Consider the following 25,827-nt stretch of genomic DNA (forward strand, 5'->3'; position numbering starts at 1 on the left):
GTAATGCGCGATAATATTTCGATTAAGGGTGCAAGGGAGCACAACCTTAAAAACATCGATTTAGAGTTGCCCCGCAACAAGTTGATAGTTATAACTGGGCTCTCAGGCTCAGGAAAATCCACTCTTGCGTTTGACACTATCTACGCTGAAGGACAGCGCCGCTACGTCGAGAGTCTCTCCGCTTATGCACGCCAATTCCTCGGCTTAATGGATAAGCCTGATGTGGATTCGATTGAGGGCTTGTCTCCTGCAATCTCGATTGAACAGAAAAGCACCAGCAAGAACCCGCGCTCAACCGTGGGCACAGTCACCGAAATCTACGACTACCTAAGGCTACTTTACGCGCGCATTGGAACGCACCACTGCCCAATATGTGACAGTTCTATTCACCCGCAAAGCCCAGAGAATATCACCAGCCTAATTATGGCTGAAAAAGGAAAAATCCTCATCTTCCTTGCGCCAATCATACGCGGCATCAAAGGCACACACGAGCAAGTGTTCGATGACTTAAAAAAGCAAGGCTACACCAAAATCCGAGCAGACCAACGAATTTACGACGCAGACACCATCAAAGAAGAAGTTAAACTTGAGCGATACGAGAAGCACTGGATTGAAGCCGTCATCGACACAATAAAAATCACTGACGAAGAGCGTTCCCGCATTTCTGAGGCTGTGGAGCAAGCGCTTCAGCTTGGAAAGGGAACAATGATAGTTATTGACGCTGAAAAGGCTAATGGCGAAAAGAAAAAAGAGCTGGAGCGATTCGAGGATGAGACGATGTATAGCACTTTCGGTGCTTGCCCCAACCATCCTGAAATCGTTTTCGAAAGCCTTGAGCCCCGCATGTTCTCTTTCAACTCGCCGTTTGGCGCTTGCAAGACCTGCCACGGTTTGGGAGAAATCACCGAAATCTCCGAAGACAAAGTTATTCCAAACAGGAACCTCTCCATCATGGACGGGGCACTTGCGGTTTATGGCAGAATGGACCTTAGCTGGCGGGCACAGCAATTAGCGATGGTGGGCAAAAAACACGGGTTCGACGTATTCACACCCATTAAGGATTTCTCTGAACACCAACTCCACGTGCTTCTCTACGGTGACCACGAACCAATCAACGGCAACTGGTCAAACGGCGCTAACATGTGGATGCGTGACGGTTGGGAAGGCGTAATTCCGCAGACTGCGCGGCTGTATCGTCAAACCGAGAGCGAGTGGCGTAAAGAAGACATCGAAAAATTCATGACCTCGCGTCCCTGCAACGCATGCAAAGGCAAAAAACTCCAGCCTGTGGTTCTCGCGGTAAAAATTCAGGGCAAAAGCATCATCGATGTAACTGACCTCTCGATTGAGGAGGCAGTGGAATTCTTCCGTAATCTGCCAGAACACTTAACCGATAAGGAAATGGCAATTGCAAAGCAGGTGCTAAAGGAAATCAACGAGCGATTGGGATTTCTAAAGAATGTGGGCTTGGGTTACCTTTCGCTTTCCAGAGCCGCCCGCACGCTCTCAGGCGGGGAAGCTCAAAGAATCCGCTTGGCAACGCAGATTGGCAGCAACCTCATGGGCGTTCTCTACATTCTTGATGAGCCGAGCATTGGCTTGCACCAGAGAGATAACGTGAAACTCATTAGCACCCTCCATCGGCTCCGCGACTTGGGCAACACGCTAATTGTTGTTGAGCATGACGAGGAGACTATACGCAACGCTGATTACATAGTAGACATGGGTCCAGGCGCAGGTGTTCACGGCGGTCACATCGTAGCTGAAGGCTCACCCGCAGAAATCATGCAGAACAAGCGAAGCCTCACAGGCAAGTACCTCTCAGGCGAACTGAAAATTGAAGTGCCTACAAAGAGGCGAAAACCAGTCGGATACATAACTGTTAAAGGCGCGCAAGAAAACAACCTTAAGCATTTGGATTTGCAGTTGCCGCTGGGCGTTTTGTGCGGGGTTACGGGTGTTTCAGGCTCAGGCAAAAGCACACTAATGAACCTCACCGTTATCCCAGCGTTGCGCCAAATGTTTGGCGAACACGTAGACAAAGTCGGCAAGCACGAAGCTATTCATGTGCCCGAAACCGTGCACAACGTCATAGTTATCGACCAAGACCCCATCGGCAGAACACCCAGAAGCAACCCTGCCACGTACACTAAGCTGTTTGATGAGATTAGGCGTATTTTTGCTTCTACTAAAGAAGCCAGAGCACGCGGCTACAAAGAAGGTAGGTTCAGTTTCAATGTGAAGGGTGGCAGGTGCGAAACATGCCAAGGCGACGGCGTCTTACGCATCGAAATGAACTTCCTCCCAGACGTCTACGTCCAGTGTAGCGACTGCAAGGGCAAACGCTACAACAAAGAAACCCTCAGCGTCTACTATAAGGGCAAAAACATTGCTGAAGTGCTGGATATGACTGTTGAGGAAGCAGCGAAATTCTTTGAGAACACGCCGCGAGTCTCACGAAAGCTTCAGACTTTGCTGGATGTAGGGTTAGGATACATTAAACTTGGGCAAAGCTCCACCACGCTCTCGGGCGGCGAGAGCCAACGCATCAAAATCACGCGTGAACTCAGCAAGCACAAGTCTGGACACGTAGTTTACATGCTTGACGAGCCAACCACGGGATTGCATTTTGACGACACCAAACGTCTCATCCGAGTGCTCAACAGGTTGGTGGACAATGGCAACACGGTTTACATAATCGAACACAACATAGACGTCATAAAAAGCTGCGACTACCTCATCGATTTAGGTCCTGAAGGCGGCGCGGCAGGCGGCGAACTCCTTGCAGAGGGCACACCCGAAGAAGTCGCACAAAACAGTCGTAGCTACACAGGCATGTTTCTGGACAAGATATTCAATCATAAACTGGAAAAGGCAATCGCTGTCGCCAATGAGTAATTAATGTCACCTAACTGCGAGCTATCTTTTTCTTTTTAATTCCGTCTTATCTTTCTCCTCAAACGCCTATTGGTTTAGCGGTTTCGTTAGCGTTTAGCCTCTAGTCAAGAAACTTTAACTTAACTAAGTAAAGAGGTTTTATGAAAAATTCTTATAATCAAGTGATCTAAAGACTATTGGACGTTATGAGAAGGATAATTGCCGTAATAATAATCCTGCTAATAGTTATTACTGCATTAATGTTAACTTACGTGTATATTATCCAACCTGGTCAAATTGATAAATCTGTGTATAACTTGGATCCGTTTTATAAATTGGCTTGGGCCCAAAACAATCAAAACAATTCTGTTATACAGGGGGCAGATAGCCTAAACATAACTTTGACTTGGAAAACGGTCTGCATTTATGACTGCTATTACAGCATTGATGTACCAATTATTGAGGACAAATTTGAAGAGAAACCTGATGAAAAGATACCGCTAAACTTAATGCCGCTAAACTTGGCAATAACTTCAGAAAAACCCCTACCCAACAATCTTTTAGAAAAGACATATCAATGCAACATAGAGTTGCAGAACTTGACTGATGGTCAACACTCTATAACTCTATACTATTCTTATTACGACCCAATTATAACAACTTGGAAACATTACAAGCCAGGTTCAACAATTAACTTCTCTATTGACACCTCAACATCACCCCCTTAAGTAATCTGCCTCAACCAACCAACAATCCATAGCAAACGCTAAAACAAAAAAGAAACCGTTCTCAAAGTCTCCAAGAAGAAGATGAATAAGGGCGGTCGTTTCTTCTTCTAATACTAGAAAAAACAAGTACACCCCAAATTTTGTGCGGCTATGGGAAACGCTTAATGCATCCAACGTTTAGTGAGATAGTAGCGGCAAACCTCATGATTAACATATCCAGTCCAGAAGGTTTCACAAGCATCGATATCCCAACTGACCCAGGCGTCTACATCTACCGAGACGAACAGGGCGAAATCCTCTACATAGGTAAAGCAAAAAACTTGCGGTCACGAGTGAAAAGCTATTTTTCAGGTCATGACCATCCAGCCAAAACACGCCAGCTGGTGCTTAGGATTCGCCAAATCGACTGGTTTGTCGTCAACAACGAAGTCGAAGCTCTGCTTCTTGAAAATAAGCTCATCAAACAGCACACGCCCAAATACAACGTCAACCTTAAAGACGCGAAAACCTACGCTTACATTTCACTGTCGAGAGAAAACTTTCCAAGACTGCTAATGAGCCGCAAGGTTTCGCGCAAACTTGAATCTTTTGGACCATACACTGACGGTTTCACGCGTCAAGACCTGCAACGCTTGGTAGTGCGAGTTTTTAAATTACGTACATGCAAAACCATGCCTAAGCGGGCTTGCCTAAACTTTCACATTCATCTTTGCACTGCACCATGCGTCCGTAACGTCACCGTTGAGGAATACGGCGAGCAGGTTAGGCAGGCACGCTCTTTTCTGAGCGGAAACTATCAGCAAACACTCGAGATGCTTAACGCCAAAATGCTGGAAGCCTCTAATGCACAGCAGTATGAGGAGGCGCTGGAGCTTAGAAACCAAATCGCATCCATCAGGCTCTTAACTGAACGCCAGATTGTGGATAACGAACGCCGCTTTGACCAAGACGTTATGGTGTTTAGGCAAGTAGGCGAGAAGATGCTGGTGGTGCAGATGGGCGTTCGAAAAGGCGTGTTGCTTGGCAAAAAAGAATTCAAAGTGGATTTGCAGCCACAGATTGAAGAGGAGTTCTTGAAAGCTTACTACACCACTAACCAGATACCGCGCGAAATACTGCTAAACAAGCCGTGCTGGCAGGGAAACGACGAGAAAAAAGCCCTCGAAGAATTCCTCTCAGCAAAACGCCTCGCGCCTGTGTCGTTAACAATTCCAAGACGCGCCGATAAGCTGGCCCTTGTACGGCTGGCAGAGAAAAACTTGGATGCATCACTTGACGTTGATAGTGCACTGGTTGATTTACAGAACAAACTCAACTTGCCTCTACTTCCACGCATAATCGAATGCTTCGACATCTCCAACTTGGGAACCGAGCACGTGGTTTCAGGCATGGTCACCTTCAGAGATGCTAAGCCTGACAAGAAAAACTACCGCAAATTCAAAATCAAAACCTTCAAAGGACAAGACGACTTCGCAGCAGTCCACGAAGTTGTAACCCGCCGCTACAAGCGCCAATTAGAAGAGAAGAACCAGCTTCCAGACTTGGTAATGATTGATGGTGGACCAGGGCAAGTGAGCGCTGCCAAATCTGCACTGCAAAAGTTGGGGCTGCAGCTTCCGTTGATTGGGTTGGCTAAGGAGCGCGAAGAAATCTACTTGCCAGATGATGCTGTGCCCAAAGTATTTGAGAAGAATAGCCGCATGATGCTGCTGCTTAGAAGAATTCGGGATACCGCCCATGACTTCTCAGTTGGCTACAACCGTAAACGCAGAGAAATGAAAATCCGAGACGAGTTTGCCAAACACTAAACCAAGTGTTCAAGCAATATTCTCAACCCAATAAGTATCAGAACAAGACCACCAACAATCTTAATTCTATGCCCAAAAGCACGACCTAAACCACAGCCGAAAAAGAATCCAGCAAATGAAAGCCCAAAAGTAACTACCCCAATCATAACAATAGGTAGAACAATTGCCGTCTGAAGTAGCGCAAAACTGAAACCAACCATCAAAGCATCAATGCTGGTAGCAACCGACAAAATCAACAACGAATGAAGCCTAAGGGTTGAAGCAGGTTTTTCCTCTTCTTTCTTTACTCCGTCATAAATCATTTTAGCACCAATGAACACTAAAAGCCCAAAAGCCACCCAGTGATCCACTTCTTTAATGATGCTTTCTAGGCTAAGACCAGCAAACCAGCCGATTAGCGGCATCAGCATCTGGAAGCCTGCGAAAAAACCCGCCGTTAACAAAGCAGACCTTCGCCTACTAGCTGTTATAGCCATTCCGTTCGCAATTGAAACAGCAAAAGCATCCATAGCTAAGCCGACAGCAATCACGATGATGGTCAGAGCATCCATCGATTCACCAGTTGGTTAGCTCTTCATGGCTTTTCAACAATATAGGCGTTTTCTAAATAAAAAGCGCTCACCTATTTGGAATGAGCGAACTTCAGAGAAGCTTTTTTAGTGCTTCCTCAAGCTGGCTAAAACTCTTAATTATCACATCAGAATGAACGATAACCCACGGGCTAAGGCACTCCATGTCCGAAACAATCACAACCTTCTTGCCTTTACGCTTCGCGTAAAACATTTCCATGCAAGCTCCTGCTGAAACAATCGGCAAGTACACGACCATTATGTCGCACCTGTCAGCATCGTCTAAGTCTCTTTGAACAAAATCAAACGTGGTGTAAGTGTTCCACCAGCACTCCTCGTTGCCCTTGTAGAGCGCTTTTTCCCTGTTCCAGGGGTCAATCACGTCCAAGCCCAGCTTTGCACAGACATGAATGATGGCTTTTCGGTATTCTTGATTGTTTTCTCTGCCTAAGATGGGACCTGAAATGAACACTGTTTTCTTCAATACGGTGACCTTACAGCAAAGGATTCTTTGAAATTAATATCCTTTGCCAAAGGTTAACCTAAAAGGCTAATGCGACAGCAACCAAGTACACAATCATGAGCAAGTTAAAGATGAAAAGAGCAAAAATATTGGCTGTGCACACGGGCTCAGTCCTCCTCTTCCAGATTGCAACCGCGAAACCCCAAACGCCAGTTGCCAGCGGAACAATTGAAAAAGCAACAACCCACTTCAAGTCAATTGTAGGTATGGCCGTTTGCCAAGCATAAAAAACAAACATCAAAAAAGCAACTAAAGCCACAACCAACACCACGGCAAGAACTATGCGCTCGCCCCTGCGAACAGCCATGTTATTTTTGCCTCCTCTGCGGTCAACCTCAACATCAGGCGTTTCCAAGCTCAAACTCAAAATAAACCCGTACAATATGAACGGCAAAGCAAGAAACAAAAACGCCGAGTCAAACTGCCCTCTAACGGATAAGTAGCCTACTGCCGGAATAGCAAAACCAGTCGCAACCGCAATAGCCAACTCGCCTAGACCTCTTGAAATAAGCCGCAAGGGCGGAGCTGAATATGCCCAGCCCAAAAAGTTTGCGCCTAAAGCCACTGCTAAAAGTTCAATTGGCGCAGCCCAAAAAGTAACGGCTAACAGCGCCAAAACGTTCGAGAGCGCAAAGAATACGATAGCAATTTGTCTAGCTAAAGGCAAAAGCGCTGGGTTATTTACAAGGATTCTGCTTCCAGAAAAAAACTTTCTCTTAGTTATGTTCTTGTCAATGTTTACATCGAAATAGTCGTTGCTGTAATGTGTTGAAAGGTCTCCGAAGAGTACGATTGCATAAAACAAGAGAATTTGCCAAAGGTTGAATACTCCGCCGTTCACAAGCGCCAAGAGTGCGCCAAGCGAGAAAGCCAAGATTCCGCCAATGACTATGTGAAGGCGTACTACTCTGAGAAGGGGCAGAATGGTTCGGCTTAAATCCATGCTTTACTCTCTCAATCATTATTGATGCGAATGCTTATTTATGTAGACAGGTTGAATATGAAGCCTAAGGGGTTTATGTGACCGGGCAGAAGATTAAAGCATACATTGACTTGACACGATTGCACTTCTTTTTTGTTTGGCCAACACTCTTCTGCGCGGGACTTTTTCTTGCCTTCCAATCGCACGACGGCTTTTCCTTACTGTTGGTTTTGAAGGCGGTTTTGATTGGTTTCTTCGGCTTCGATGCAGGACTAATCTTGAACGATATTATAGACGCTAACATAGACAAGAGAGATTTACCCTCAGATAACAGGTTGACCAAATATTGGAGACCATTCGGAGGACGCCCAATTCCTCAAGGCTTAATCTCCAGACGTCAAGCAACCGCACTTTTTGCAGTCTTCGCAGGCATAACAACCGTGCTAATCTTCACGTTGTCACTCCCTCAATCGCTTTATGTCTTTAGCATAATGATAATTTGTTATTGCTTGGAAGTTTTCTATCAGATTAAGAAACGAAAACAAAAAGTTCCCCTTGCCCAAGTTATCGGACGTGTTGATTTTGCTCTTTTCCTTGTAGCTGGTTACCTCTGCATCGGTAACCCAGACTGGACAGCTTTGATGCTTTTCCTGTTCTTCTATCCCTTAGCGCTGGCGCATTTGGGTGTCAACGACCTCATTGATGTTGAGAATGACAAGGCGCGAGGCATGAACACGATTCCTACACTCTACGGCATGAAAGCAACAACGTACTGGATACTGGGTTTTAGCGTATTTCATTTTGTAATGGCAGGGGTTTTCCTGTTTGTGCTTGGAAGCTTTTGGGCGCTGGGAGGTTTTATGGTCAGTCTTATCCTGTTAACTCTTGGAAACGTGATGATACTCAAGAAAAAGAGCACTGAAGTGGGACTCAAGGCACTGCCGCTTTTCCATGTTTCGATGCTGATTTATGCAATCACCATAATAGTGAATTATGCGGTTACAATGTTATTTTAGCGCACAATGCCTCATTAAAAGAAGCCTAGTAATTTCACTATGGCAACTCCTGCTGAAATTGCAGCAACTAAGAAAATCAGCTTTCCCTTCGACAAGGGAAAACTTTTTGCTTCAGCTTCGCCTTGCTGGAACTCGTATTCTTTGATTTCCTTAGTTTTAGAATTAATCTGAACCTTCGCCGTCAACTTTTCAAACATCATCTCAACAACATATAGTTCCCCATCTAACGCGACTTTCATGGGCAACCAGTTCCCTTTGTACCCTAATCTCTTTAAGAAATCAGCCGTAAGGGCAGTTGCATTTTCAGCATCGAACCTCGAGATTTCGGGGGCCGCGGGGGTTGTTGACATGAATCTTCCCTGAGTAATTTGTAACCAACCGTATTAGGATTTATGAATTCACAAACAATATTCCCGATACACCCTAAAGATTTAACATTTGGCAATAACTAAAAGAAGAGGTTGGTCAGGGAAGCGGCGGCGAATCAGGCAATTGCGGCTCTGTTTGATTATATAGACCGTAGGTTTCGTTTAAAAGCCTATTTTGAAGCTCTTTTAGCCGCGCAAGCTCGGGAACATTCTGATTGTTCATAGTTTGCTCAACTATGACTACAGCGTAAGTTACAACCACGCAAGCTATTATTACTGCTGAAGTAACTAAAAGCAAAGTTGCTACGGTCGCCTCCACGATATTTTCCTCCTTTCTCCCAAGATGCTTTTAGCCGCATGTTTCTTTTAAATAAATAGCATGTATCTGGAATATTCTCCGATTGGATATATGTCCAAGAAAAGAAATATCCAATCACAACGCCCTACTTGAATGATGCCGTGAACAACCATAAATACACAGTTACCTGTTAAGAATTCTTACGTATATTTGAGGTACACGCTATGTCACACCAGATTGAGTGGGAAACAAAATTCAGGGCAAAAAACGGCAAGCCCTTACGGTTTCGCCCAGAAAAAGCCAGCGACACCGAAATGCTATGGGCAATGTTCTCAACGTTATCTGAAGCATCCGTTTCAAATTTGATTCCGCCCTTTACACGTGAAAGAATAAAAGGCTGGACGAGTAACATAGACTTCAGTAAAGTTCTCGCCATCGTCGCAGTAACAGAAGACAAAAATAAACCACGAATTATCGCTTCAGCATCACTAAAGTTCCACCCAGAGGAAGTTTTCAACCACAAAGCTGAACTGGGCATCACGGTGCATGACGACTACCAGAACTTGGGCATTGGGACAGCCCTGTTAAGCCACCTCTTAGGCATCGCTAGACAAAAAGGGCTCAAAAAAGTGTACCTAATCGTAAACACTGAAAACGCGAAAGCCATCGCTCTGTACAAGAAAGCAGGATTTGAGGTTGAAGGAACCCTTCGAAGAGAAATGCATCTGAATGGCAAATACATAGATGAATATCGAATGGCGCTTTTTCTATAAACAAACATGGAATCAAAAAAGCCTTTGCGGAGTGGATTTTCAGTTTTTTCTTAGTGTAGTTTATTTATTGGTAACATAAATTCTATTTCGGTACTCAAATCTTGACAAAAGAAGTTGCCCTACAAGAAATCATCACTACGCTCCTTTCTATGCAATCAGCCACACGTGACGATGTCAACCGCCTAAAAATCAAAACCGCCGCCAAATATCACCTTCAAGAAGTGCCATCCAACGCGGACATAATTAGCGCTCTCACACCAGCCCAAGCCAAACAGCTTCTGCCACTTCTTAAACGAAAAGCAACCCGAACCATAAGCGGCGTAACAGTCATTGCAGCTATGACCAAGCCCTACCCGTGCCCGCAGCCTGAACCCTGTGCTTACTGCCCAGGAGGACCAACACAGGGTAGCCCGCAAAGCTACACTGGACATGAACCAGCAGCCATGCGCGGAGCACAGAACAACTTTGACCCGTACCTGCAAGTGCAAAGCCGCATCGACCAGCTCACAGTCATCGGGCACAAAGTGGACAAAATCGAACTAATCATTATGGGCGGAACCTTCCCAGCTACGCCGCAGGAGTACCAAACGTGGTTTATCCAGCGTTGCCTAGATGCCATAACGGGCAAAACTAGCGCAGACCTAGAAGAAGCAAAAACCAATGCTGAAACAAGCAAACGCCGAAACGTGGGCATCACCGTCGAAACTCGACCAGACTGGGCAAAACAACCCCACATCGACGCCATGCTGAACATGGGTGTGACACGCATCGAACTGGGCGTACAAAATCCAGACGACCAAATCTACAAGCTCGTCGGCAGAACACACACAGTCGCAGATGTCACTGAAGCAACGCAAATCGCTAAAGACGCGGGACTAAAAATTGTTTACCACATGATGCCTGGGATTCCGGGCTCCACCCCGCAAAAAGACATTCAAGCGTTCAAGCGCATATTCACTGATTCAGCGTTTAAGCCTGACATGGTAAAAATTTACCCGTGCCTCACAATCGCAAACACGAAAGCCTACGAATGGTACCAGCAAGGCACATACCAACCCTACACTACAGAAGAAGCCGCCAGCATAATCGCAGAAATCAAAAAAACCATCCCGCCATGGGTAAGAGTCATGCGGGTGCAAAGAGATATCCCAGCGCGGCTGATTTTGGCAGGTGTAAAAAAAAGCGATTTACGCGAGCTTGCACAGAAAAAGCTCAAAGAACAAGGCGCTCAATGCCAATGCATACGTTGCAGGGAAGTGGGGCACCGATTGGTAGTTGACCACATTAACCCTGACTTAGAAAAAGTCAAAATTTTAACTCACCAACACGAAGCGTCCGAAGGCACTGAAGTTTTCTTGTCCGCTGAAGACCCACAAAACAATGTTCTCTTAGGATATTTGCGGTTGCGTGTTCCCTCACAAAAAGCGCACCGACCAGAAATCACCGCTGTGCCATCTGCGATAGTTAGGGAACTTCACGTTTACGGGCCACTTGTTCCCGTCGGGAAACACACCGCGGGTGCTTGGCAGCACAGAGGCTACGGCAAAGTGCTCCTAAGTGAAGCTGAGTGCATAGCAAGGGAGCAGTTTGGTTTGAAAAAGCTTTTAGTCATAAGTGCAATAGGAACAAGGAGATATTACATGCGTTTGGGTTACGAGCGCGATGGAGTTTACGTTTCAAAAAGGTTGAACCAAACATGAGCCAAATTGAAAAATCAGGTTACAAAGGCAAGGCATTGAGCCTTCTAAAACAAGCCGACTGCGACGTTGGCGATATTCTCAAAATCACCAGTAAAGGCAAAGTCTACGAAGGCATCCTCATTCCGCGCTCAGAACTCGGTGAAGGCACAAGCATCGTTATTAAAATGAAAAGCGGCTACAACATCGGTATCCAAGCCGACACAGACGTAAAGGTGGAAAAAATCGGCAAAGGCACAAAACCAACCTTTGCAGCGCCACCCTTGCCCAAACAGAACCCTGCTTTGCCACATGTGATTATCATGAGTACTGGGGGCACAATCGCCAGTCGCGTGGACTACCGCACAGGAGCAGTCCGCTCAGCCATGTCTGCCAGTGACCTATACGGTGTTGTGCCAGAACTCGCCGATGTTGCGAGAGTGGACACTGAAATCGTGTTTAGTATTTACAGTGAAAACTTGACCCAAAAGCACTGGACTGAACTAGCACAAACCGTAGCCAAACGCATCAAGCAAGGTGTGGACGGCGTGGTTATCGCTCACGGTACAGACACGATGGCTTACACCTCAGCTGCATTAAGTTTTGCCCTCCAAAATTTGCCTGTTCCAGTTATCCTTGTCGGCGCTCAGCGCTCTTCCGACCGCCCCAGCAGTGACGCAGCAACCAACCTCATCGGCGCAGTGAAAGCAGCAGGCGAAGCCCCCTTTGCAGAAGTCGGTTTAGCCATGCATGAAAGCGTCTCAGACAAAGCTATTGTGGTTCACAGGGGCACGAAAGCGCGAAAGTGCCACACCAGCCGCAGAGACACCTTCAAATCCATCAACGGCTTCCCAATCGCCAAACTAGTAGACCAAACAGTAACAATGCAAACTGACGAGTATAAGCGCCGAGACCCCGCCAGAAAGCTGATTCTCAAACCAAGCTTTAGCGAAAAAGTCGCTTTAATCAAATTCTACCCGGGACTAGACCCAAAAGTAATCGACTACTACGTTGACAGCGGCATAAAGGGCATCTTGCTTGAGGGCTCAGGTTTGGGGCACGTTAGCAAATACTGCTTTGAAAGCATCAAAAAAGCCATAGCTAAAGGCGTGGTTGTTGCGTTAGCTTCACAGTGCATCTGGGGACGCGTGAACATGAACGTTTACGATACGGGGCGAGATTTGTTGTCTTTTGGTGTTGTTCCGCTTGATGACATGTTCCCTGAAACAGGGCTCGTGAAGCTTATGTGGGTGCTAGGGCAAACCGATGACCCCAAAGAAGCCGTCAAGTTGCTGAAAACTAACATTGCAGGCGAATTCTCGCTCAGAACGCTTCCGCAAGAAGAAAAACTCCAATTTGAAGGAGGACAATAAAGTTGACAATTGATTACGCAAAAGTGGGCTTGAAAGTTGGCTTAGAAATCCACCAGCAACTCAACGTGAACTCTAAACTGTTCTGCAGTTGCCCACCCGAACTATTCAAAGAAGAACCAGAAATCACATTTCTGCGCAGACTACGACCAACACAGAGCGAACTGGGACAAGTTGACCCAGCAGCCTACTTTGAGTTCCAGAAAGGCGTAAAAATCCTCTACGAAGCAAACCGCAACAGTTCCTGCCTTGTGGAGATGGATGAGGAGCCACCACACCCCATCAACATGGATGCAGTTGAGGTGGTTTTGACTGCCTCGTTGATGATGAATATGCAACCTGTTGATGAAATTCATGTGATGCGCAAAACAGTCATTGACGGCTCAAACACTACTGGCTTCCAGAGAACCAGCGTAATTGCCCTGGACGGTTGGATAAAGGTTGGAGAAAAAACTATTCCGATGCAAGCGGCTAGCCTCGAAGAAGATGCCGCGCGTAAAACGGGAACGATGGATGAGGGGAAAACTATTTGCTACCGCATTGACCGCTTAGGAATCCCGCTTATCGAAGTTGCAACGGCGCCTGTGATTTATTCGCCAATGGAAGCGCAGGAGGTCGCTTTCGCCATCGGCAGGATTCTGCGTGACACAGGCAAAGTCATGCGCGGTTTAGGCACAATAAGGCAGGACCTTAACGTGTCGATTCCGAACGGCGCTTTAATCGAAATTAAAGGCGTCCAAGAGCTTGAGTTAATTTCCACAGTCGTGGAGTATGAGGTTCAACGCCAACTCGGTTTAATCAGCGTCAAAGAAGAACTGGCAAAACGAGGCATAACCCAGCAAGCATTAACAGAGGATTTTGTTGATGTCTCAAGCATATTTAAAGATACAAAATGTAAGGTCATCAAAAAAGCACTGGAGAAAAACCAGAAAGCCATGGCTGTCAAACTGAAAGGCTTCGCAGGGCTGCTTGGAAAAGAGTTGATGCCTAACTTCCGTGTCGGCACCGAGCTTTCTGACCGCGCAAAGTTCTGGGGCAGAGTCGGCGGAATATTCCATACTGATGAAATGCCCAACTACGGCATAACACCCCAAGAGGTTGAAGCATTACGCAAGGCAGTTGGCGCTAAAGAGGATGATGCTGTGGTTTTTGTGGCTGACACCGCAGAGAACGTTGTAGATGCGTTAAAAGCGGTGGTTGAACGCGCCAAAGAAGCCTTGGCGGGTGTTCCCGCAGAAACACGTACCGCAAAAGAGGATGGCACAACAAGATACATGCGTCCAAGACCTGGAGCAGCCAGAATGTATCCTGAAACTGACATTCCACCTCAGCAAATAACACGCGAACTCATGGAAAAAGTGCGTTCAAACCTGCCCGAGGGCGCAGAAAAGAAGCTTGCACGATTAATGAAACAGTACAGTTTAAATGAAAAATTGGCAAAGCAGCTTGCAGATTCAGAATACGGCATCTTGTTTGAGGAGATTGCCAAAGAAAGCGGAGTTCCAGCATCAACAATTGCAGCCTTCTTAACCGAAACGGTCAAGTCGCTTAAGCGTGAAGCCGTTGCCGTAGAAAACGTCAATGAGACCCAAATCAAAGCGCTGTTCGCTACTGTCGGCAGAGGCGAACTGACCAAAGAAGCCATCGCAGACGTGTTTCGCTGGCTCTCACAAAACCAAGAAAAAACAGTAAAAGATGCTACTGCGGCTTTGGGCTTGAAAATGTTTTCGCAAGCAGACCTTGAAGCCATAGTTGACAAAGTAATAACAACAAACAAAGCAGTTATAGAAAAGCAGGGCAAGGGCGCTTTCGGCATGCTGATGGGTGCAGTTATGAAAGAAGTCCGCGGCAAAGCAAACCCCGAAATGGTCACCAAAATAGTAAAACAAAAAATCGATCAACGTTGAGTTATTACTGCGCTATCTATCACTATGGCAGTTTTTCAGGAGATTGTGCTCGAAGAGTAACGGCAAGCCCACCATCGGAATCGACAATAGCCACAAGTTAAAGTTATTCCCCAAGAACCACACATACCAGTTGCTCCAGATTTCATCCCTTCCAAAGAAAATCCACGTGAGGTAATTCCAGAGGTAAATCAAGCCCAACGCAGTAACTATGATGCCGATTTTTTGAATATCAAGTTTATCGAAGCTTTCGGTTCCCATAGAATTTTTCGCGAAATAAGCCGTAAAAACTGTAAGTGCAAGCAACCCAACCGAGGTTAAGGTAAAACTAAAGAGGTTCTCTGGATAAGAAATCAAATACTGGAGACCCTGCCGCATCACAGTTGCTACCCACAACGCAGTGTTAGTAAGCCAAAAAACTAAAATGTACAATGCACCTGCAATCAACCCCCACTTTATCGCTCCCTTCACTGGTTTGTTCGGGTTCAACTCGTAGGATAATTTGAACAAAACAGCAGGGATAGCGATGGATTCTACCAGCAAGGGCACTTCGTATATCAAAATGGAAGTAAAAACTGGCAGTGTCGAAATGTGCCCGTTAACACGCCATATAGTGAAACCAAGCGTGGAAGATAAGGACAAAACACTGGTAGTCAAAAGCCCCAGCCAGTATATGGCTTCCCCAACCAAAACCAACCTAAACAACTTCATCATGGTCTCTGTTGGAAAACCCTTCCTAACAAAGTAGAGAATAGCTCCCCCAAAAGCGATGACGCTGGCTGCAAGTCTGCAAGCAACCCCTATAGCCGCTGAAATGTCTTCAACAAAAACAATCGACTTGAGGGGTTCATTGAAAGCTTCCCACTCGCCAATCCAAGAAAGAGTAAACATCGCATGGAATGTAAATATGAAATATGCTATGGCAACTATGAGGAAACCGATTTTTATCGGTGAATAGAAACTTGGCTTTGACATTGCACTTAACAAACAAATTAGAAGGCAATTGCTTTTATTTTTTTGGCAAATAAAACGCAGAGGAAAAAGTGAACGTATAAAACTGCTATAGAAGGCAATGCACAACCAGGAGCAAAATATTATAATGATAAAGCACCACTATTCTTTTAGGGTTTTTTTATGACTGAACGAGCATATGTTTTAATACAACTTCAACCAGGCAAAGAGGAAGATTTCGCAAAAGAAATCATTTCCAAAGGCGTCATTATTGACCCACAAGTTGAAAGAATAGACTTTGTTCACGGCTCTTTCGATCTCATAATTGTCCTTTCAGGAACCAAACATGAAATAGATAACAGGATACTGGAAATGCGAAAGCTACCTTTCGTTACAAGAACAGAAACACTCATCCCGTTCGACCTCCTAAACTGGGAAGACATAGCCGCAAAGATAAGCGAGCAGCAAAACGCTTAAAATCAAAGATGCACAACCATCCACAACATCCTTTCAGATTAGCTTAGTTTCGATTCCAAATTCAAGTGCTTAATATAGGGGGATAGGGGGTAGCTGCAGAGCAGCACGCTTTTCTCCAACAAAAGAATATCAAACAACCCCTTCAGCGCTGCACTGCTTGTGGCATCGTCCACAACCAGCCAGCTACCCAAAACCCAAATCAGAAAGCAAAACGCAACGTTTTCCACAATCCACTGGTTGATGTTGTACTAAGGACTCCCTTTCAACAACAACTAAAGAAAAAACAAAACACCCAGAGCCATAACAGACCAAAAAAGCCATAACAAAGGCTCCAAAAACATAAACAGCCGTTTGTTAACCAACTTTGCAACATTGCAAAACAAATTTTGCAAGCCAACATTAAAACTTTGCAAAACAGACTAAGCCAATTTTTCAAAAAATCATATTTATCGTTTACACACGCTTGGTTGGTAAGCAATGGAGAGAGAGAAATGAAAAAAACAATAAAAACACTCGTCGCCTTAACCATAATACTGCCTATTATTTTAGGCATATTTGCGACAAACACGCAGGCAGCAGTCAACCAATCCACCAACAGAGTTTTTCTCGGACTCAGCGGCTACCCAACAAGCACCACACAACTTGACAACATAATCAGCACCATGAAAGCTAACGGCTTAAACACATACCGCATGAGCGCAAACCCAGCATGGTCAGGCGGCCCACACCCATACCACGAAAACTTTGTCCAATACTTACTAGACCACAGCGACTTCACCATCATCGTAGACCGTAACCACCTCTATCCACCCACCGAAGAATCAGCGACATCAGCCCGCAATAACTGGGCAACTGTAAGAAACAGCATCTTTGAAGTCTTGGAAGCATATCCAAACAACCCACGTGTAATGGTGGAACTCATCAACGAGTACGTATCATCAGACTTCTACAGCCGCATGCAAAGCTTAGTTACTGAAATTCGAGCCGCAGGATACACAAACCCCATAGTTGTGAACAAATGGAACCAAGCTTGGACAACCATAAACGACCCACTGGATAACACACTCCAAGGCTACCACTTCTACTTCAACAGTTGGAGCCCATCAGGCGCCCTATCGCAGATGCAAACCGCCCAATCTAAAGGTATCAAACTCATCAACACAGAAGTTGGAGCAGACTACAACGAATACAACAGTTACACTTCAGCCACAGTTTCAGAATTGAACCAATTTCTTTCAGAGACAGCAAGCATGGGCATAGGCAACACTGTATGGATGAATGAAAACCTCAACAACATGCCAAGATACCAACAATTGAACCTAGATTTCCCAACAGTGACAGCACCTCAGCAATCAACTAACCCGACGCCTACTCCAACCGCCACCCCCACTCCAACACCAACGGCAACACCCACTCCAAAACCAACTGCTCAACCAACACCATCACCGACACCTAATCCAACCCCAACACCTACACCAAAGCCTTCACCAACGCCCACTCCAACACCAACACCGACGCCAGCAACAACAATTACAAACCAAGATGGCTTCGAAACCGCAGCTTTGACTGGCTGGAGCGGAATAAGCAAAACCTCCGGTGAAACAGTATCAGTCACAAAAAACAGACCACATCACGGCTCTTACAGTGCACTCTTCTACACAAACGGTCTAAGTAACGGACGTGAAAATGCTTTCTTGCGAAAGACCATAAACATGCAAAACGCTTATGCAAGAGGCTACTTTAATATCGCTGGTAGCATAACAGGCTCTTCAATTCTAAAGGACAACGACGACAGATTCTACCTGCTGAGATTTGCGGCAAATCAGGGAGACGTAGCTTGGGCTGGAATAAGACGCGAAAACGGCATTAACAAGTGGACACTTTATGCAGGCGACACCTACAAGACATCATCAACAATACCAATATCAACAGATAGATGGTATAATGTAGAACTACACTGGAACGCAGCCCAACGCTTAGCTGAAATGTTCGTGGACGGCACAAAAATACTGGAAATACGAGCAAACAGTGGAACCAACGCAAATATCACGTCCGTTGACATGGGAATAATATACACCAACAACGTTCAAAACACCTTGTTAGTCTTTGGTGATTGCTTCAGGCTGTCAAATAACTTCAACGGCGCAAGCCATTAGCAAACAAACAAAACACAACAACCTAACCCTCTTTTTTATTAGTTTTTAGAACTCTTTACAAAGTAATTATGTATAAAAAGACTGAATGCTGAATTATTCGAGCCACCACCAATGTAGTGGTTAAACCTCAAGTACTCAAAAATTGTCCTGAAACTACAAATAACGACCTACCCCCTATAGGTTTCAATATAGAACCTCTAATATGCCCCAAATATGTTTAGGCTGTGGCAAATAATCATGGAAAAAGCTTGTTGCATATGTTTCGAAAAAGCTTCCGAGTAACATCTTGCGTTGATTTTATATTGTTTCTAGCGGTATAATTCCATGCTAGTGATTGATTTGACTGCGGATGCAAACAGAGTAAAGAAGCCTAAGCTACCTAAGAAACGATTGCTAAGGAAAATTAAGCGTAGATAAAAGTGGTTTACGGATAATCGTTTAAGGCAAGGTAAAGAAACGGTAGCCTAACAAAATAATAAAAAAAGGCAATTTGGAGTTTTAGTAAGCTACTGTTTGAGAGATGTTAGGTATTTGAGGTGAAACGGTTTAATGATTATGCCGCCTTTTAGGTCAGCATGGAAGGTTTGACTTTCAACAACCCATTCTGACAATTCTGAGTCGTGAGCTCGGATAAACTCTGCAAAATCAGCAAACTTTTCGTGAAGCGAAATGCATACAGCATCCCAACCCATTCCTCTGCCATCCATAACCAAAACTACGTTTGTTTGCTTCATGTACCATTCTTTCATCTTACGCAGAGCTTGGGTTTTTGCTTCGCCTGTTTGATACTTTAGTTTGCTCTTCAAAAATGTTATTGCTGCAATTTCTAATCCTATTTGTCCGAACTTGGGAATAACAGTGTATCCCTCAATGAAGTTTTCTTCCAGCATTGCACGTCTCCGAGTCACTGTAGGTTGAGAAACACCTAAAGCCTTTGCCAGCTGCCTATCACTTCTGTGCGAGTCTTTCATCAGCTCAAAAAGTATCTTATAGTCAATCGGTTTTAACTCTTTCATTGCAATCAAGTTCTCCCATTTACAAATTAATAGAATTTTTTGCCATTATATATAAACATCGTTGTTGAAAAACCAAAAAAACATCCGCGTTCAACAGGGGCACAACAACGATACTCTTAAGAGAAAAAACCGTTTAAAACATACAGGAGCCCACAAAAAATGACCGTACCCCTTCTGACCGAAATAAAACAAGAAATTACACAGTTACTTAGTGATTTGATTCGTATAAACACCACTAACCCACCTGGAAATGAAAGCCAAGCAGCAAACTTTCTAGCACAATACCTCGCAAAGGACGGATTCAATACAGAAATCATAGAATCTGAAACTGGCAGAGGAAGCATAATTACACGCCTCAAAGGCACAGGCGAAAAACCCAACCTTCTGTTACTATCCCATCTAGATGTTGTTGCGGCTAATCCAGCAGAATGGACTGTTGACCCATTTAGTGGAACAGTTAAAGACGGCTACGTTTACGGTAGAGGCGCCATCGACATGAAGGGCATGACCGCCATTGAAGTATTAACCCTCAAACTCTTAAAGAGAAACAAAATTCCGCTAAAAGGGGATGTTGTCTTAGCTGCCACAGCTGACGAAGAAAAAGGCGGAGAAGCAGGAGCAGGCTACCTGATGCGGAATTATAAAGAGAAAATCTGGTGCCCCTATGTGCTAAACGAGGGCGGCGGATTAGCAATCCCACAGAAGAAAGGGTACGTTTTCCCTGTACAAACTGCAGAAAAAGGAATCTTGTGGCTAAAAATAAAAGCTAAAGGAACCCCTGGGCACGGCTCCACTCCGAACATGGCTGATAATGCCATAGAGCGCATAAATAAAATTCTCAGTATACTCAGCAGTTACCAACCTGAAATCGTGTTCGTGCCAACACTCAAAGAGTTCCTCACCGAAGTGGCAAAACTCAACCCTGAATTCAACGAACCGTTCGCTCGTCTGCTGGCAAACCCGCAACAAAGCGATAAGATACTTGATGAAATAGCAAAAAAAGACAAGCCGTTAGCTGAAGAAATCAGGCCAAGAACAAAGATGACCATAACTCCAACCATGATTCACGGCGGAGTAAAAGAGAACATAATACCCTCAGAATGCGAAGCGGTGTTTGACTGCAGAATCCTGCCTGGCCAAAGCATTGATGAAACATTTGCTTTAATCAAAAGCATGCTCAAGGACGTTGGCATGGAAAAATTAACGTTTGAGACCTTGCAAATGCACAATGGTTCAGAGTCTACTACACAAACGCCACTCTACAACGCCATTACAAGTGTTCTAAAGGAGTTTGACCCAACTTGCGGCGTAACCCCAACCTTAACAACTGGCGGAACTGACTCACGCTTCTTTAGGGAAACAGGTAGCGTATGCTATGGTTTTCATCCCATGCGCCCTGATGAACCTAATGACCAGTTGGAAAAGCGTATGCATGGAATAGATGAGCGTATAACGGTGGAGAACCTTGTTTTTGGAACAAGCGTTTTCTACGAAGTGGTCAAAAGATTCATTACTTAATCCCAGTTCCACGGGTTAATTATTAATATGAAAAACTCGTTACTGTATGCAAACCCTTAATCTGGCTGAGGAGCAATTGCGACAATGATTGGTGGACAAACGTTAGTTGGTAAAGAGCAGGCAAACTTCAAAGCCAGCAAAACCATCGGTTTAATTTCTGATACTCATGTACCTAAGCGAGCACGTTGTATACCTCCTAAAGTTTTTGAAATCTTTCAAAACGTTGATTACATCATTCATGCAGGCGATTTGGTGGAGTTTGCTGTAATTGATGAGTTAGAGCAGTTTGCACCCGTTTTAGCGGTTCACGGCAACATGGATGGCTTAGATATTATGGGTGCTCTACCGAGACTTAACTCGCTTAAGGTTTTTGATTGGAAAATCGGTGTTATGCATGATCCAAACGTTCTATACGGTTTGAGCAGAATGCGGGAACTTGCTAGGCATCACGGCTTTAACGTTTTTGTTTATGGGCATACACATATTGCCAGCATTAAGTGGGAAGACAAAATCCTCTACATTAATCCAGGTAGTCCTACGGATCCAGAGTCTTTCAGTAATAAACCTTCAGTTGGATTGTTAAAAGTTACTAAGCAAACGATAACTCCGCAGATAATTGAGATATAATTCTTTTCGGTAGTGAATCAATTTTGTTGCCGAAATTTGTTTTGTTTTTTCAGTGAATAGGCAAACAAAAGCAGACCTAAAATAACAATTTGAATCGCTAAACTCGCTGTAGCGGCAAGCGCATGAGGGGCATCCAAAACAGACATAACAAAACTCCACTTGATTATAAAAGTGATTGTGAGTATAAAGATTTACTTTCACCGATCTCTCCCCTGCCGTCAACAGTAGCTTGAACAAGCGCCTTAAAAGCAAAAACAGCCAAACCGTTGCCCCGAGGAAAGAAAAATGGAACACTGTAAAAACCCTTGGAAAGGAAACTGCAAAAGCGAAAACATCAAACTCTACATCCAGATAAAAGGCGAAAATCTGCCTATATGCCAGCAATGCTGGAACAAAATCGCAGACCAAGAAGAGGAATGGTGAACCAACAATGGAAAGCTTCAGCTCAAACAGCGCCAAATCCTACATCGGAAAAAACGTCAACCTGCACCTAAAAGACGGCGCCGTAATAATAAACGTACACCTAACAAAACTGCACAAAGCAGCAGGAAAAAACAACAACCAAATCGAATATGTGCCCCAAGGAAAAGGCAAAGCAACCCGCATACCACTCAAAATCATTGCGTGGGCAGAAATGCTAAACATTAATCTAATGCAAAAAGCTGCTTAACATATAGGTAATGGCATGTTGCCAAAAATAATAATACACAACTCTATAAGCTTAGATGGCTCTCTCACAAATTTTGAGCCAAACATGGGCTTACACTACCAAATAGCAGGAACATACAAGCCTGATGCGCACTTGATTGGTTCAAATACGGCAAAAATAGGCGTTACACTATACAGTAAAGAAATTCCGAAAGAAGAAAAAGTAGACTTCAAAAAACCCAAACGAGACAGCACCTTACCTTATTGGGTAATGATTGACACAAAGGGGGCGCTAAAGGGTATACTTCACATTGCTAGGCGATTCGAGTTCTCCAGAGACATAATCGTGTTAATATCTGAAGATACACCAAAAGAATACATAACATACCTCAAAGAACGAAACTACGACTACCGCAAAGTCGGCAAAGAACATGTGGACATGAAAACTGCACTTGAAACCCTCGCCAAAGATTACGCTATCAAGACAATACTGACTGACACAGGACGTATACTAAATAATCTGCTTTTGAATCAAGGGTTAGTCTCAGAAATCAGCTTACTAATACACCCGCTCATTGTCGGAAAAAACGCTTATCCAATGTTTAGCGAAGTCGATAAAACGCTTAACCTAACACTGCATAAGAAAGAAATCTTCGACAATGGATATGCCTGGTTAGTTTACAAAGTTAACAAGTAAGCGCTACCGCACTTTTTAATTAATTATTATGCAACAAGCTTCAAAATTCCAAAAACCGAATATACCACAAAATAAAAACTACGTTTATGCGTTGCTCACATTGTGGAGTTTGTTGCACACAAACCGAAATGCTACTCTCCAAAAAAGACATTAAACGCTTAGAAAACAAAGGCTACAGCCCTAAAAGCTTCGTTCGATACGATAAACAAGGCTACGCGCAACTAAAAAACCGCGATGGGTACTGTGTCTTCTATGACTGTAAAAAACACCGTTGCATCGTTTACGATGATAGACCCACAGGTTGCAGAGTTTACCCAGTGATCGTCGACGAGGAGAACGGAATTGTTTTAGACACTATTTGCCAATCCAGAAACACCATAACTGAAGAGGAAAAAACCCTCAAAGGCAAAAGAGTTATCCGACTTTTAGAGCGAATTGATGCAGAAGCAATGGAGCGGCGTTCAGGTGTTAAAAAAACTTAGTTTTTGCTTGACCCTGCGCCTGCAACACCAGTTGCCTGAGCAAAAGTCCTACAACTTTAAATAATTCGTAAGCGGACTAACCAGAGGTGAACAAAACATGCCCTGCTCAGTAATAGTTGGTGCCTTCTGGGGAGACGAAGGCAAAGGAAAAATAATTTCATACTTAGCCCTCAAAGACGATATTGATTTCTGTGTTAGAACAGGCTCCGTGAATGCAGCACACACCGTCTGGTTTGAAGGCAAAAAATACGCTCTACATATGGTTCCCGCGGCGTTTCTTAATCCCAAAACACGCCTTCTGCTCGCTGCAGGCGCAAATGTTCATGTTCCCACGTTATTGCAGGAGCAAGAACTCACCCAAGTGCCCACAAGCAGACTAGGCGTAGACCAAAACGCGTCCATCATCGAGCAGAAACACAGCGACCAAGACAAAGCAAGCGCTGTAAACAAAGGCATCGGCACCACAGGCCGCGGCGTTGGACCAGCCGTAGAAGAACGCGCCAGACGCACAGCAAAACTTGCCAAAGACATACCTGAACTCAAACCATACCTTTGCGACCAAATCACTGAGGTAAACGACGGCTTAGATGAAGGCAAAAAAGTCATCCTTGAAGGAACACAGGGCTTCATGTTGTCCCTTTTCCTCAGCGGTGGCTACCCATACGTAACCAGCCGAGACACAGGTGCATCAGCCATCGCCTCAGAAGCAGGCGTTGGACCAACAAGGGTAGATGATGTTTTGATAGTGTACAAGTCGTTTATGACACGTGTAGGCGCTGGACCCCTACCTGGAGAAATAACCAAAGAACAAGCACTAAAGCGAGGTTGGTTCGAAGTAGCGGCGGGAACAGGCAGAGACCGACGCTCGGCACCCTTTGACTTCGACTTGGCAAAAAAGACTGCTAGGATAAACGGTGCCACACAGGCTGCAATGACAAAGCTTGATTGCATCTATCCAAGTTGCAGAAGTGCAAGAAAATATGACGACCTGCCAAAAGAAGCCAAAGACTTCATAAAAGAAGTAGAAAACAGAACAGGCGTACCCATCGTTCTAATCGGCACAGGCCCTGAAGCCTTAGATATCATTGACCGCAGGGTATAGTAACTTTTATTTTCATAAAAGCAAATCCTCTTTTGAGGCACGCGACATGTTAACGACTAAGAGCTACAGTAAAGCTTCAGCAAGCTTTTTCATCCTTATTTTCATCGCAGGATTACTGGTTGGAGGTTTACTCCTCTACTATGCGAATTATCGTCAAATAAGCGGTCTCACCGAGCAACTATCAGAATTACAGAGTAAGGTTTCAGCTCTCCAAGGCAACCAAAACGCAACCTACCAAGACATCACCATAATCCAAAACGGGACATCGCTCGCCGATATCTATTCTAACGTTCGGCAATCGGTTGTTCTAATACAAGGCAAAACCAGTGACGGAGGCGTGCAAGGGTCAGGTTTCGTTTACTATGCTGAAGGCAGAAACGTTATTTTAACAAATTACCACGTAGTTGAAGGCACAACCAGTTTAAGCGTTACCTTTTACGATGGAATGGGCTATTCAGCAACCATTCTCGGCACTGACCCATACTCAGATTTAGCAGTTCTCTCAGTAAATGACGCGCCGCAATCAAAGCTTAAGCCATTAACAATCGTTAGTTCGTCCACATTACGTGAAGGTGAACAAGTCATCGCTATAGGAAACCCCTATGGACTCGTAGGCTCCTTGACCACAGGAGTTGTGAGCGCTCTAGGAAGAACTATAACTGAGGATACAGCTGGAGGCTTTAGTATTGCTAACATTATTCAAACCAGCACTCCGATAAATCCAGGAAACTCTGGTGGTCCACTGCTCAATGCAGTTGGCAGTGTAGTTGGCATTACAACAGCTATAGTTTCTAACTCACAAGGTTTAGGATTTGCAATCCCCTCAAACACAATATTGCGAGAAATCTCTGCGCTTATAAATACAGGTACATATCGTGGTCATTCATATTTAGGCGTCACTGGCAGAGATATGAGCTACAGTTTAGCTCAAGAAGTCGGCGCAAACGTAACTTACGGCTGGCAAATCGCCTCTGTAACGCGGGGAGCACCATCCGATGGTAAACTACGCGTTGGAGACATAGTCATCGCATTAAACGGGCAACGTATAACAAACAACGATGACTTAGCAAGCTACTTAGAAGAACACACAACGCCAGGCGACACCCTCCTCATCACCGTTATGAGGGGAAGCGAACAGGTCGATGTGCCCGTGGTTTTGGGAACACGCCCAGCGCCTACTACATAACATTTTCCCTGTTTTCTTTCAGCATTCTGCTGTTACTATGGAAAGATAGATATTTCAGGCGAGCGCATGAATGATATCATTAACGCTAATGCGGTGGCTCTTTGAGTCGCATCGTTGGAGAGGTTAATTGGAGGG

General features: G+C 44.8%; 26 protein-coding genes. 18 read left to right on the plus strand and 8 right to left on the minus strand.

Going from position 1 to position 25,827, the window contains the following annotated elements:
- The first annotated feature begins 3 nt into the window (after positions 1–3).
- The 3 genes from uvrA (at position 4) to uvrC (ending at position 5,413) form a co-directional block, all read left to right on the plus strand.
- The gene (gene uvrA, locus NWE95_12310; GenBank protein MCW4004683.1) at positions 4–2,898 is read left to right on the plus strand and encodes an excinuclease ABC subunit UvrA; all 2,895 of its coding nucleotides are present in this window, start codon (positions 4–6) and stop codon (positions 2,896–2,898) included.
- Positions 2,899–3,083: 185 nt separating this feature from the next.
- A complete protein-coding gene (locus tag NWE95_12315) occupies positions 3,084–3,605 on the plus strand; it encodes a hypothetical protein (protein ID MCW4004684.1) in 522 nt (173 codons plus the stop codon).
- A gap of 164 nt (positions 3,606–3,769) precedes the next feature.
- Positions 3,770–5,413: an excinuclease ABC subunit UvrC gene (gene uvrC / locus NWE95_12320; protein ID MCW4004685.1), complete on the plus strand. Its 1,644-nt coding sequence runs from the start codon at positions 3,770–3,772 to the stop codon at positions 5,411–5,413.
- On the opposite strand, the gene NWE95_12325 is transcribed toward uvrC, so the two are convergent.
- From NWE95_12325 to NWE95_12335, 3 genes are all read right to left on the minus strand, one after another.
- Positions 5,410–5,964 (minus strand): manganese efflux pump MntP family protein, encoded by a 555-nt coding sequence (locus NWE95_12325; GenBank protein ID MCW4004686.1) that lies wholly within the window; start codon positions 5,962–5,964, stop codon positions 5,410–5,412. The two genes, uvrC and NWE95_12325, sit on opposite strands and share 4 nt — an antisense overlap.
- A gap of 91 nt (positions 5,965–6,055) precedes the next feature.
- Positions 6,056–6,466, minus strand: a complete 411-nt coding sequence (locus tag NWE95_12330) for a nucleoside 2-deoxyribosyltransferase domain-containing protein (GenBank protein MCW4004687.1) — start codon at positions 6,464–6,466, stop codon at positions 6,056–6,058.
- A 58-nt stretch (positions 6,467–6,524) separates the two neighbouring features.
- Positions 6,525–7,448 carry a prenyltransferase gene (locus tag NWE95_12335; protein MCW4004688.1) on the minus strand — a complete coding sequence of 308 codons (924 nt, stop codon included), beginning with the start codon at positions 7,446–7,448 and terminating at the stop codon, positions 6,525–6,527.
- A gap of 77 nt (positions 7,449–7,525) precedes the next feature.
- On the opposite strand from NWE95_12335, the gene NWE95_12340 reads away from it, so the two are divergent.
- Positions 7,526–8,443, plus strand: coding sequence for a UbiA family prenyltransferase (locus tag NWE95_12340; protein MCW4004689.1), 918 nt, complete (start codon positions 7,526–7,528; stop codon positions 8,441–8,443).
- A 14-nt stretch (positions 8,444–8,457) separates the two neighbouring features.
- On the opposite strand, the gene NWE95_12345 is transcribed toward NWE95_12340, so the two are convergent.
- The gene (locus tag NWE95_12345; GenBank protein MCW4004690.1) at positions 8,458–8,793 is read right to left on the minus strand and encodes a hypothetical protein; all 336 of its coding nucleotides are present in this window, start codon (positions 8,791–8,793) and stop codon (positions 8,458–8,460) included.
- Between the two features lie 115 nt (positions 8,794–8,908).
- Positions 8,909–9,130, minus strand: coding sequence for a hypothetical protein (locus tag NWE95_12350; protein MCW4004691.1), 222 nt, complete (start codon positions 9,128–9,130; stop codon positions 8,909–8,911).
- Positions 9,131–9,333: 203 nt separating this feature from the next.
- On the opposite strand from NWE95_12350, the gene NWE95_12355 reads away from it, so the two are divergent.
- From NWE95_12355 to gatE, 4 genes are all read left to right on the plus strand, one after another.
- A complete protein-coding gene (locus tag NWE95_12355) occupies positions 9,334–9,882 on the plus strand; it encodes a GNAT family N-acetyltransferase (protein ID MCW4004692.1) in 549 nt (182 codons plus the stop codon).
- A 101-nt stretch (positions 9,883–9,983) separates the two neighbouring features.
- Positions 9,984–11,582, plus strand: coding sequence for a tRNA uridine(34) 5-carboxymethylaminomethyl modification radical SAM/GNAT enzyme Elp3 (locus NWE95_12360; protein ID MCW4004693.1), 1,599 nt, complete (start codon positions 9,984–9,986; stop codon positions 11,580–11,582).
- Entirely contained in the window at positions 11,579–12,931 is a 1,353-nt protein-coding gene (gatD, locus tag NWE95_12365) for a Glu-tRNA(Gln) amidotransferase subunit GatD (protein MCW4004694.1), read from the plus strand. Before NWE95_12360 ends, gatD begins: the two co-directional genes overlap by 4 nt.
- A 2-nt stretch (positions 12,932–12,933) precedes the next feature.
- A complete protein-coding gene (gatE, locus tag NWE95_12370) occupies positions 12,934–14,835 on the plus strand; it encodes a Glu-tRNA(Gln) amidotransferase subunit GatE (GenBank protein MCW4004695.1) in 1,902 nt (633 codons plus the stop codon).
- 12 nt (positions 14,836–14,847) lie between these two features.
- Here gatE and NWE95_12375 read toward each other — a convergent pair whose 3' ends face one another.
- Positions 14,848–15,807 carry a hypothetical protein gene (locus NWE95_12375; protein ID MCW4004696.1) on the minus strand — a complete coding sequence of 320 codons (960 nt, stop codon included), beginning with the start codon at positions 15,805–15,807 and terminating at the stop codon, positions 14,848–14,850.
- 159 nt (positions 15,808–15,966) lie between these two features.
- Here NWE95_12375 and NWE95_12380 point away from each other — a divergent pair, with 159 nt between their 5' ends.
- Positions 15,967–16,260 (plus strand): hypothetical protein, encoded by a 294-nt coding sequence (locus NWE95_12380; GenBank protein ID MCW4004697.1) that lies wholly within the window; start codon positions 15,967–15,969, stop codon positions 16,258–16,260.
- A gap of 491 nt (positions 16,261–16,751) precedes the next feature.
- Positions 16,752–18,416, plus strand: coding sequence for a hypothetical protein (locus NWE95_12385; protein ID MCW4004698.1), 1,665 nt, complete (start codon positions 16,752–16,754; stop codon positions 18,414–18,416).
- 506 nt (positions 18,417–18,922) lie between these two features.
- On the opposite strand, the gene NWE95_12390 is transcribed toward NWE95_12385, so the two are convergent.
- Positions 18,923–19,432, minus strand: coding sequence for an Lrp/AsnC family transcriptional regulator (locus tag NWE95_12390; protein MCW4004699.1), 510 nt, complete (start codon positions 19,430–19,432; stop codon positions 18,923–18,925).
- A 159-nt stretch (positions 19,433–19,591) separates the two neighbouring features.
- Between NWE95_12390 and NWE95_12395 the strand changes: the two genes are divergently transcribed.
- Together NWE95_12395 and NWE95_12400 are read left to right on the plus strand one after the other, a co-directional pair.
- Positions 19,592–20,950, plus strand: a complete 1,359-nt coding sequence (locus NWE95_12395; GenBank protein MCW4004700.1) for a M20/M25/M40 family metallo-hydrolase — start codon at positions 19,592–19,594, stop codon at positions 20,948–20,950.
- A gap of 84 nt (positions 20,951–21,034) precedes the next feature.
- A complete protein-coding gene (locus NWE95_12400; protein MCW4004701.1) occupies positions 21,035–21,577 on the plus strand; it encodes a metallophosphatase family protein in 543 nt (180 codons plus the stop codon).
- A gap of 17 nt (positions 21,578–21,594) precedes the next feature.
- Here NWE95_12400 and NWE95_12405 read toward each other — a convergent pair whose 3' ends face one another.
- Positions 21,595–21,723 (minus strand): hypothetical protein, encoded by a 129-nt coding sequence (locus NWE95_12405; GenBank protein ID MCW4004702.1) that lies wholly within the window; start codon positions 21,721–21,723, stop codon positions 21,595–21,597.
- A gap of 139 nt (positions 21,724–21,862) precedes the next feature.
- On the opposite strand from NWE95_12405, the gene NWE95_12410 reads away from it, so the two are divergent.
- The 6 genes from NWE95_12410 (at position 21,863) to NWE95_12435 (ending at position 25,692) form a co-directional block, all read left to right on the plus strand.
- A complete protein-coding gene (locus tag NWE95_12410; GenBank protein MCW4004703.1) occupies positions 21,863–22,000 on the plus strand; it encodes a hypothetical protein in 138 nt (45 codons plus the stop codon).
- A 7-nt stretch (positions 22,001–22,007) separates the two neighbouring features.
- Positions 22,008–22,247 carry a hypothetical protein gene (locus tag NWE95_12415; protein ID MCW4004704.1) on the plus strand — a complete coding sequence of 80 codons (240 nt, stop codon included), beginning with the start codon at positions 22,008–22,010 and terminating at the stop codon, positions 22,245–22,247.
- A gap of 15 nt (positions 22,248–22,262) precedes the next feature.
- Complete coding sequence (locus NWE95_12420; GenBank protein MCW4004705.1) at positions 22,263–22,922, plus strand: dihydrofolate reductase family protein; 660 nt, start codon at positions 22,263–22,265, stop codon at positions 22,920–22,922.
- Between the two features lie 86 nt (positions 22,923–23,008).
- Positions 23,009–23,404 (plus strand): YkgJ family cysteine cluster protein, encoded by a 396-nt coding sequence (locus NWE95_12425; GenBank protein ID MCW4004706.1) that lies wholly within the window; start codon positions 23,009–23,011, stop codon positions 23,402–23,404.
- A gap of 97 nt (positions 23,405–23,501) precedes the next feature.
- The gene (locus tag NWE95_12430) at positions 23,502–24,506 is read left to right on the plus strand and encodes an adenylosuccinate synthetase (GenBank protein MCW4004707.1); all 1,005 of its coding nucleotides are present in this window, start codon (positions 23,502–23,504) and stop codon (positions 24,504–24,506) included.
- A gap of 46 nt (positions 24,507–24,552) precedes the next feature.
- Entirely contained in the window at positions 24,553–25,692 is a 1,140-nt protein-coding gene (locus NWE95_12435; protein ID MCW4004708.1) for a trypsin-like peptidase domain-containing protein, read from the plus strand.
- Positions 25,693–25,827: the final 135 nt, after the last annotated feature.

The organism is Candidatus Bathyarchaeota archaeon (assembly GCA_026014725.1).
Taxonomy (GTDB): Archaea; Thermoproteota; Bathyarchaeia; order Bathyarchaeales; family Bathycorpusculaceae; genus Bathycorpusculum.

Excerpts from the sequence above, each read along its gene's own strand:
- uvrA (MCW4004683.1), top strand. The coding sequence starts at position 4 with ATGCGCGATAATATTTCGATTAAGGGTGCAAGGGAGCACAACCTTAAA.
- NWE95_12315 (MCW4004684.1), top strand. The coding sequence starts at position 3,084 with ATGAGAAGGATAATTGCCGTAATAATAATCCTGCTAATAGTTATTACT.
- uvrC (MCW4004685.1), top strand. The coding sequence starts at position 3,770 with ATGCATCCAACGTTTAGTGAGATAGTAGCGGCAAACCTCATGATTAAC.
- NWE95_12325 (MCW4004686.1), bottom strand. The coding sequence starts at position 5,964 with ATGGATGCTCTGACCATCATCGTGATTGCTGTCGGCTTAGCTATGGAT.
- NWE95_12335 (MCW4004688.1), bottom strand. The coding sequence starts at position 7,448 with ATGGATTTAAGCCGAACCATTCTGCCCCTTCTCAGAGTAGTACGCCTT.
- NWE95_12345 (MCW4004690.1), bottom strand. The coding sequence starts at position 8,793 with ATGTCAACAACCCCCGCGGCCCCCGAAATCTCGAGGTTCGATGCTGAA.
- NWE95_12355 (MCW4004692.1), top strand. The coding sequence starts at position 9,334 with ATGTCACACCAGATTGAGTGGGAAACAAAATTCAGGGCAAAAAACGGC.
- gatD (MCW4004694.1), top strand. The coding sequence starts at position 11,579 with ATGAGCCAAATTGAAAAATCAGGTTACAAAGGCAAGGCATTGAGCCTT.
- NWE95_12375 (MCW4004696.1), bottom strand. The coding sequence starts at position 15,807 with ATGTCAAAGCCAAGTTTCTATTCACCGATAAAAATCGGTTTCCTCATA.
- NWE95_12380 (MCW4004697.1), top strand. The coding sequence starts at position 15,967 with ATGACTGAACGAGCATATGTTTTAATACAACTTCAACCAGGCAAAGAG.
- NWE95_12385 (MCW4004698.1), top strand. The coding sequence starts at position 16,752 with ATGAAAAAAACAATAAAAACACTCGTCGCCTTAACCATAATACTGCCT.
- NWE95_12390 (MCW4004699.1), bottom strand. The coding sequence starts at position 19,432 with ATGAAAGAGTTAAAACCGATTGACTATAAGATACTTTTTGAGCTGATG.
- NWE95_12395 (MCW4004700.1), top strand. The coding sequence starts at position 19,592 with ATGACCGTACCCCTTCTGACCGAAATAAAACAAGAAATTACACAGTTA.
- NWE95_12400 (MCW4004701.1), top strand. The coding sequence starts at position 21,035 with ATGATTGGTGGACAAACGTTAGTTGGTAAAGAGCAGGCAAACTTCAAA.
- NWE95_12405 (MCW4004702.1), bottom strand. The coding sequence starts at position 21,723 with ATGTCTGTTTTGGATGCCCCTCATGCGCTTGCCGCTACAGCGAGTTTA.
- NWE95_12410 (MCW4004703.1), top strand. The coding sequence starts at position 21,863 with ATGGAACACTGTAAAAACCCTTGGAAAGGAAACTGCAAAAGCGAAAAC.
- NWE95_12415 (MCW4004704.1), top strand. The coding sequence starts at position 22,008 with ATGGAAAGCTTCAGCTCAAACAGCGCCAAATCCTACATCGGAAAAAAC.
- NWE95_12420 (MCW4004705.1), top strand. The coding sequence starts at position 22,263 with ATGTTGCCAAAAATAATAATACACAACTCTATAAGCTTAGATGGCTCT.
- NWE95_12425 (MCW4004706.1), top strand. The coding sequence starts at position 23,009 with ATGCGTTGCTCACATTGTGGAGTTTGTTGCACACAAACCGAAATGCTA.
- NWE95_12430 (MCW4004707.1), top strand. The coding sequence starts at position 23,502 with ATGCCCTGCTCAGTAATAGTTGGTGCCTTCTGGGGAGACGAAGGCAAA.
- NWE95_12435 (MCW4004708.1), top strand. The coding sequence starts at position 24,553 with ATGTTAACGACTAAGAGCTACAGTAAAGCTTCAGCAAGCTTTTTCATC.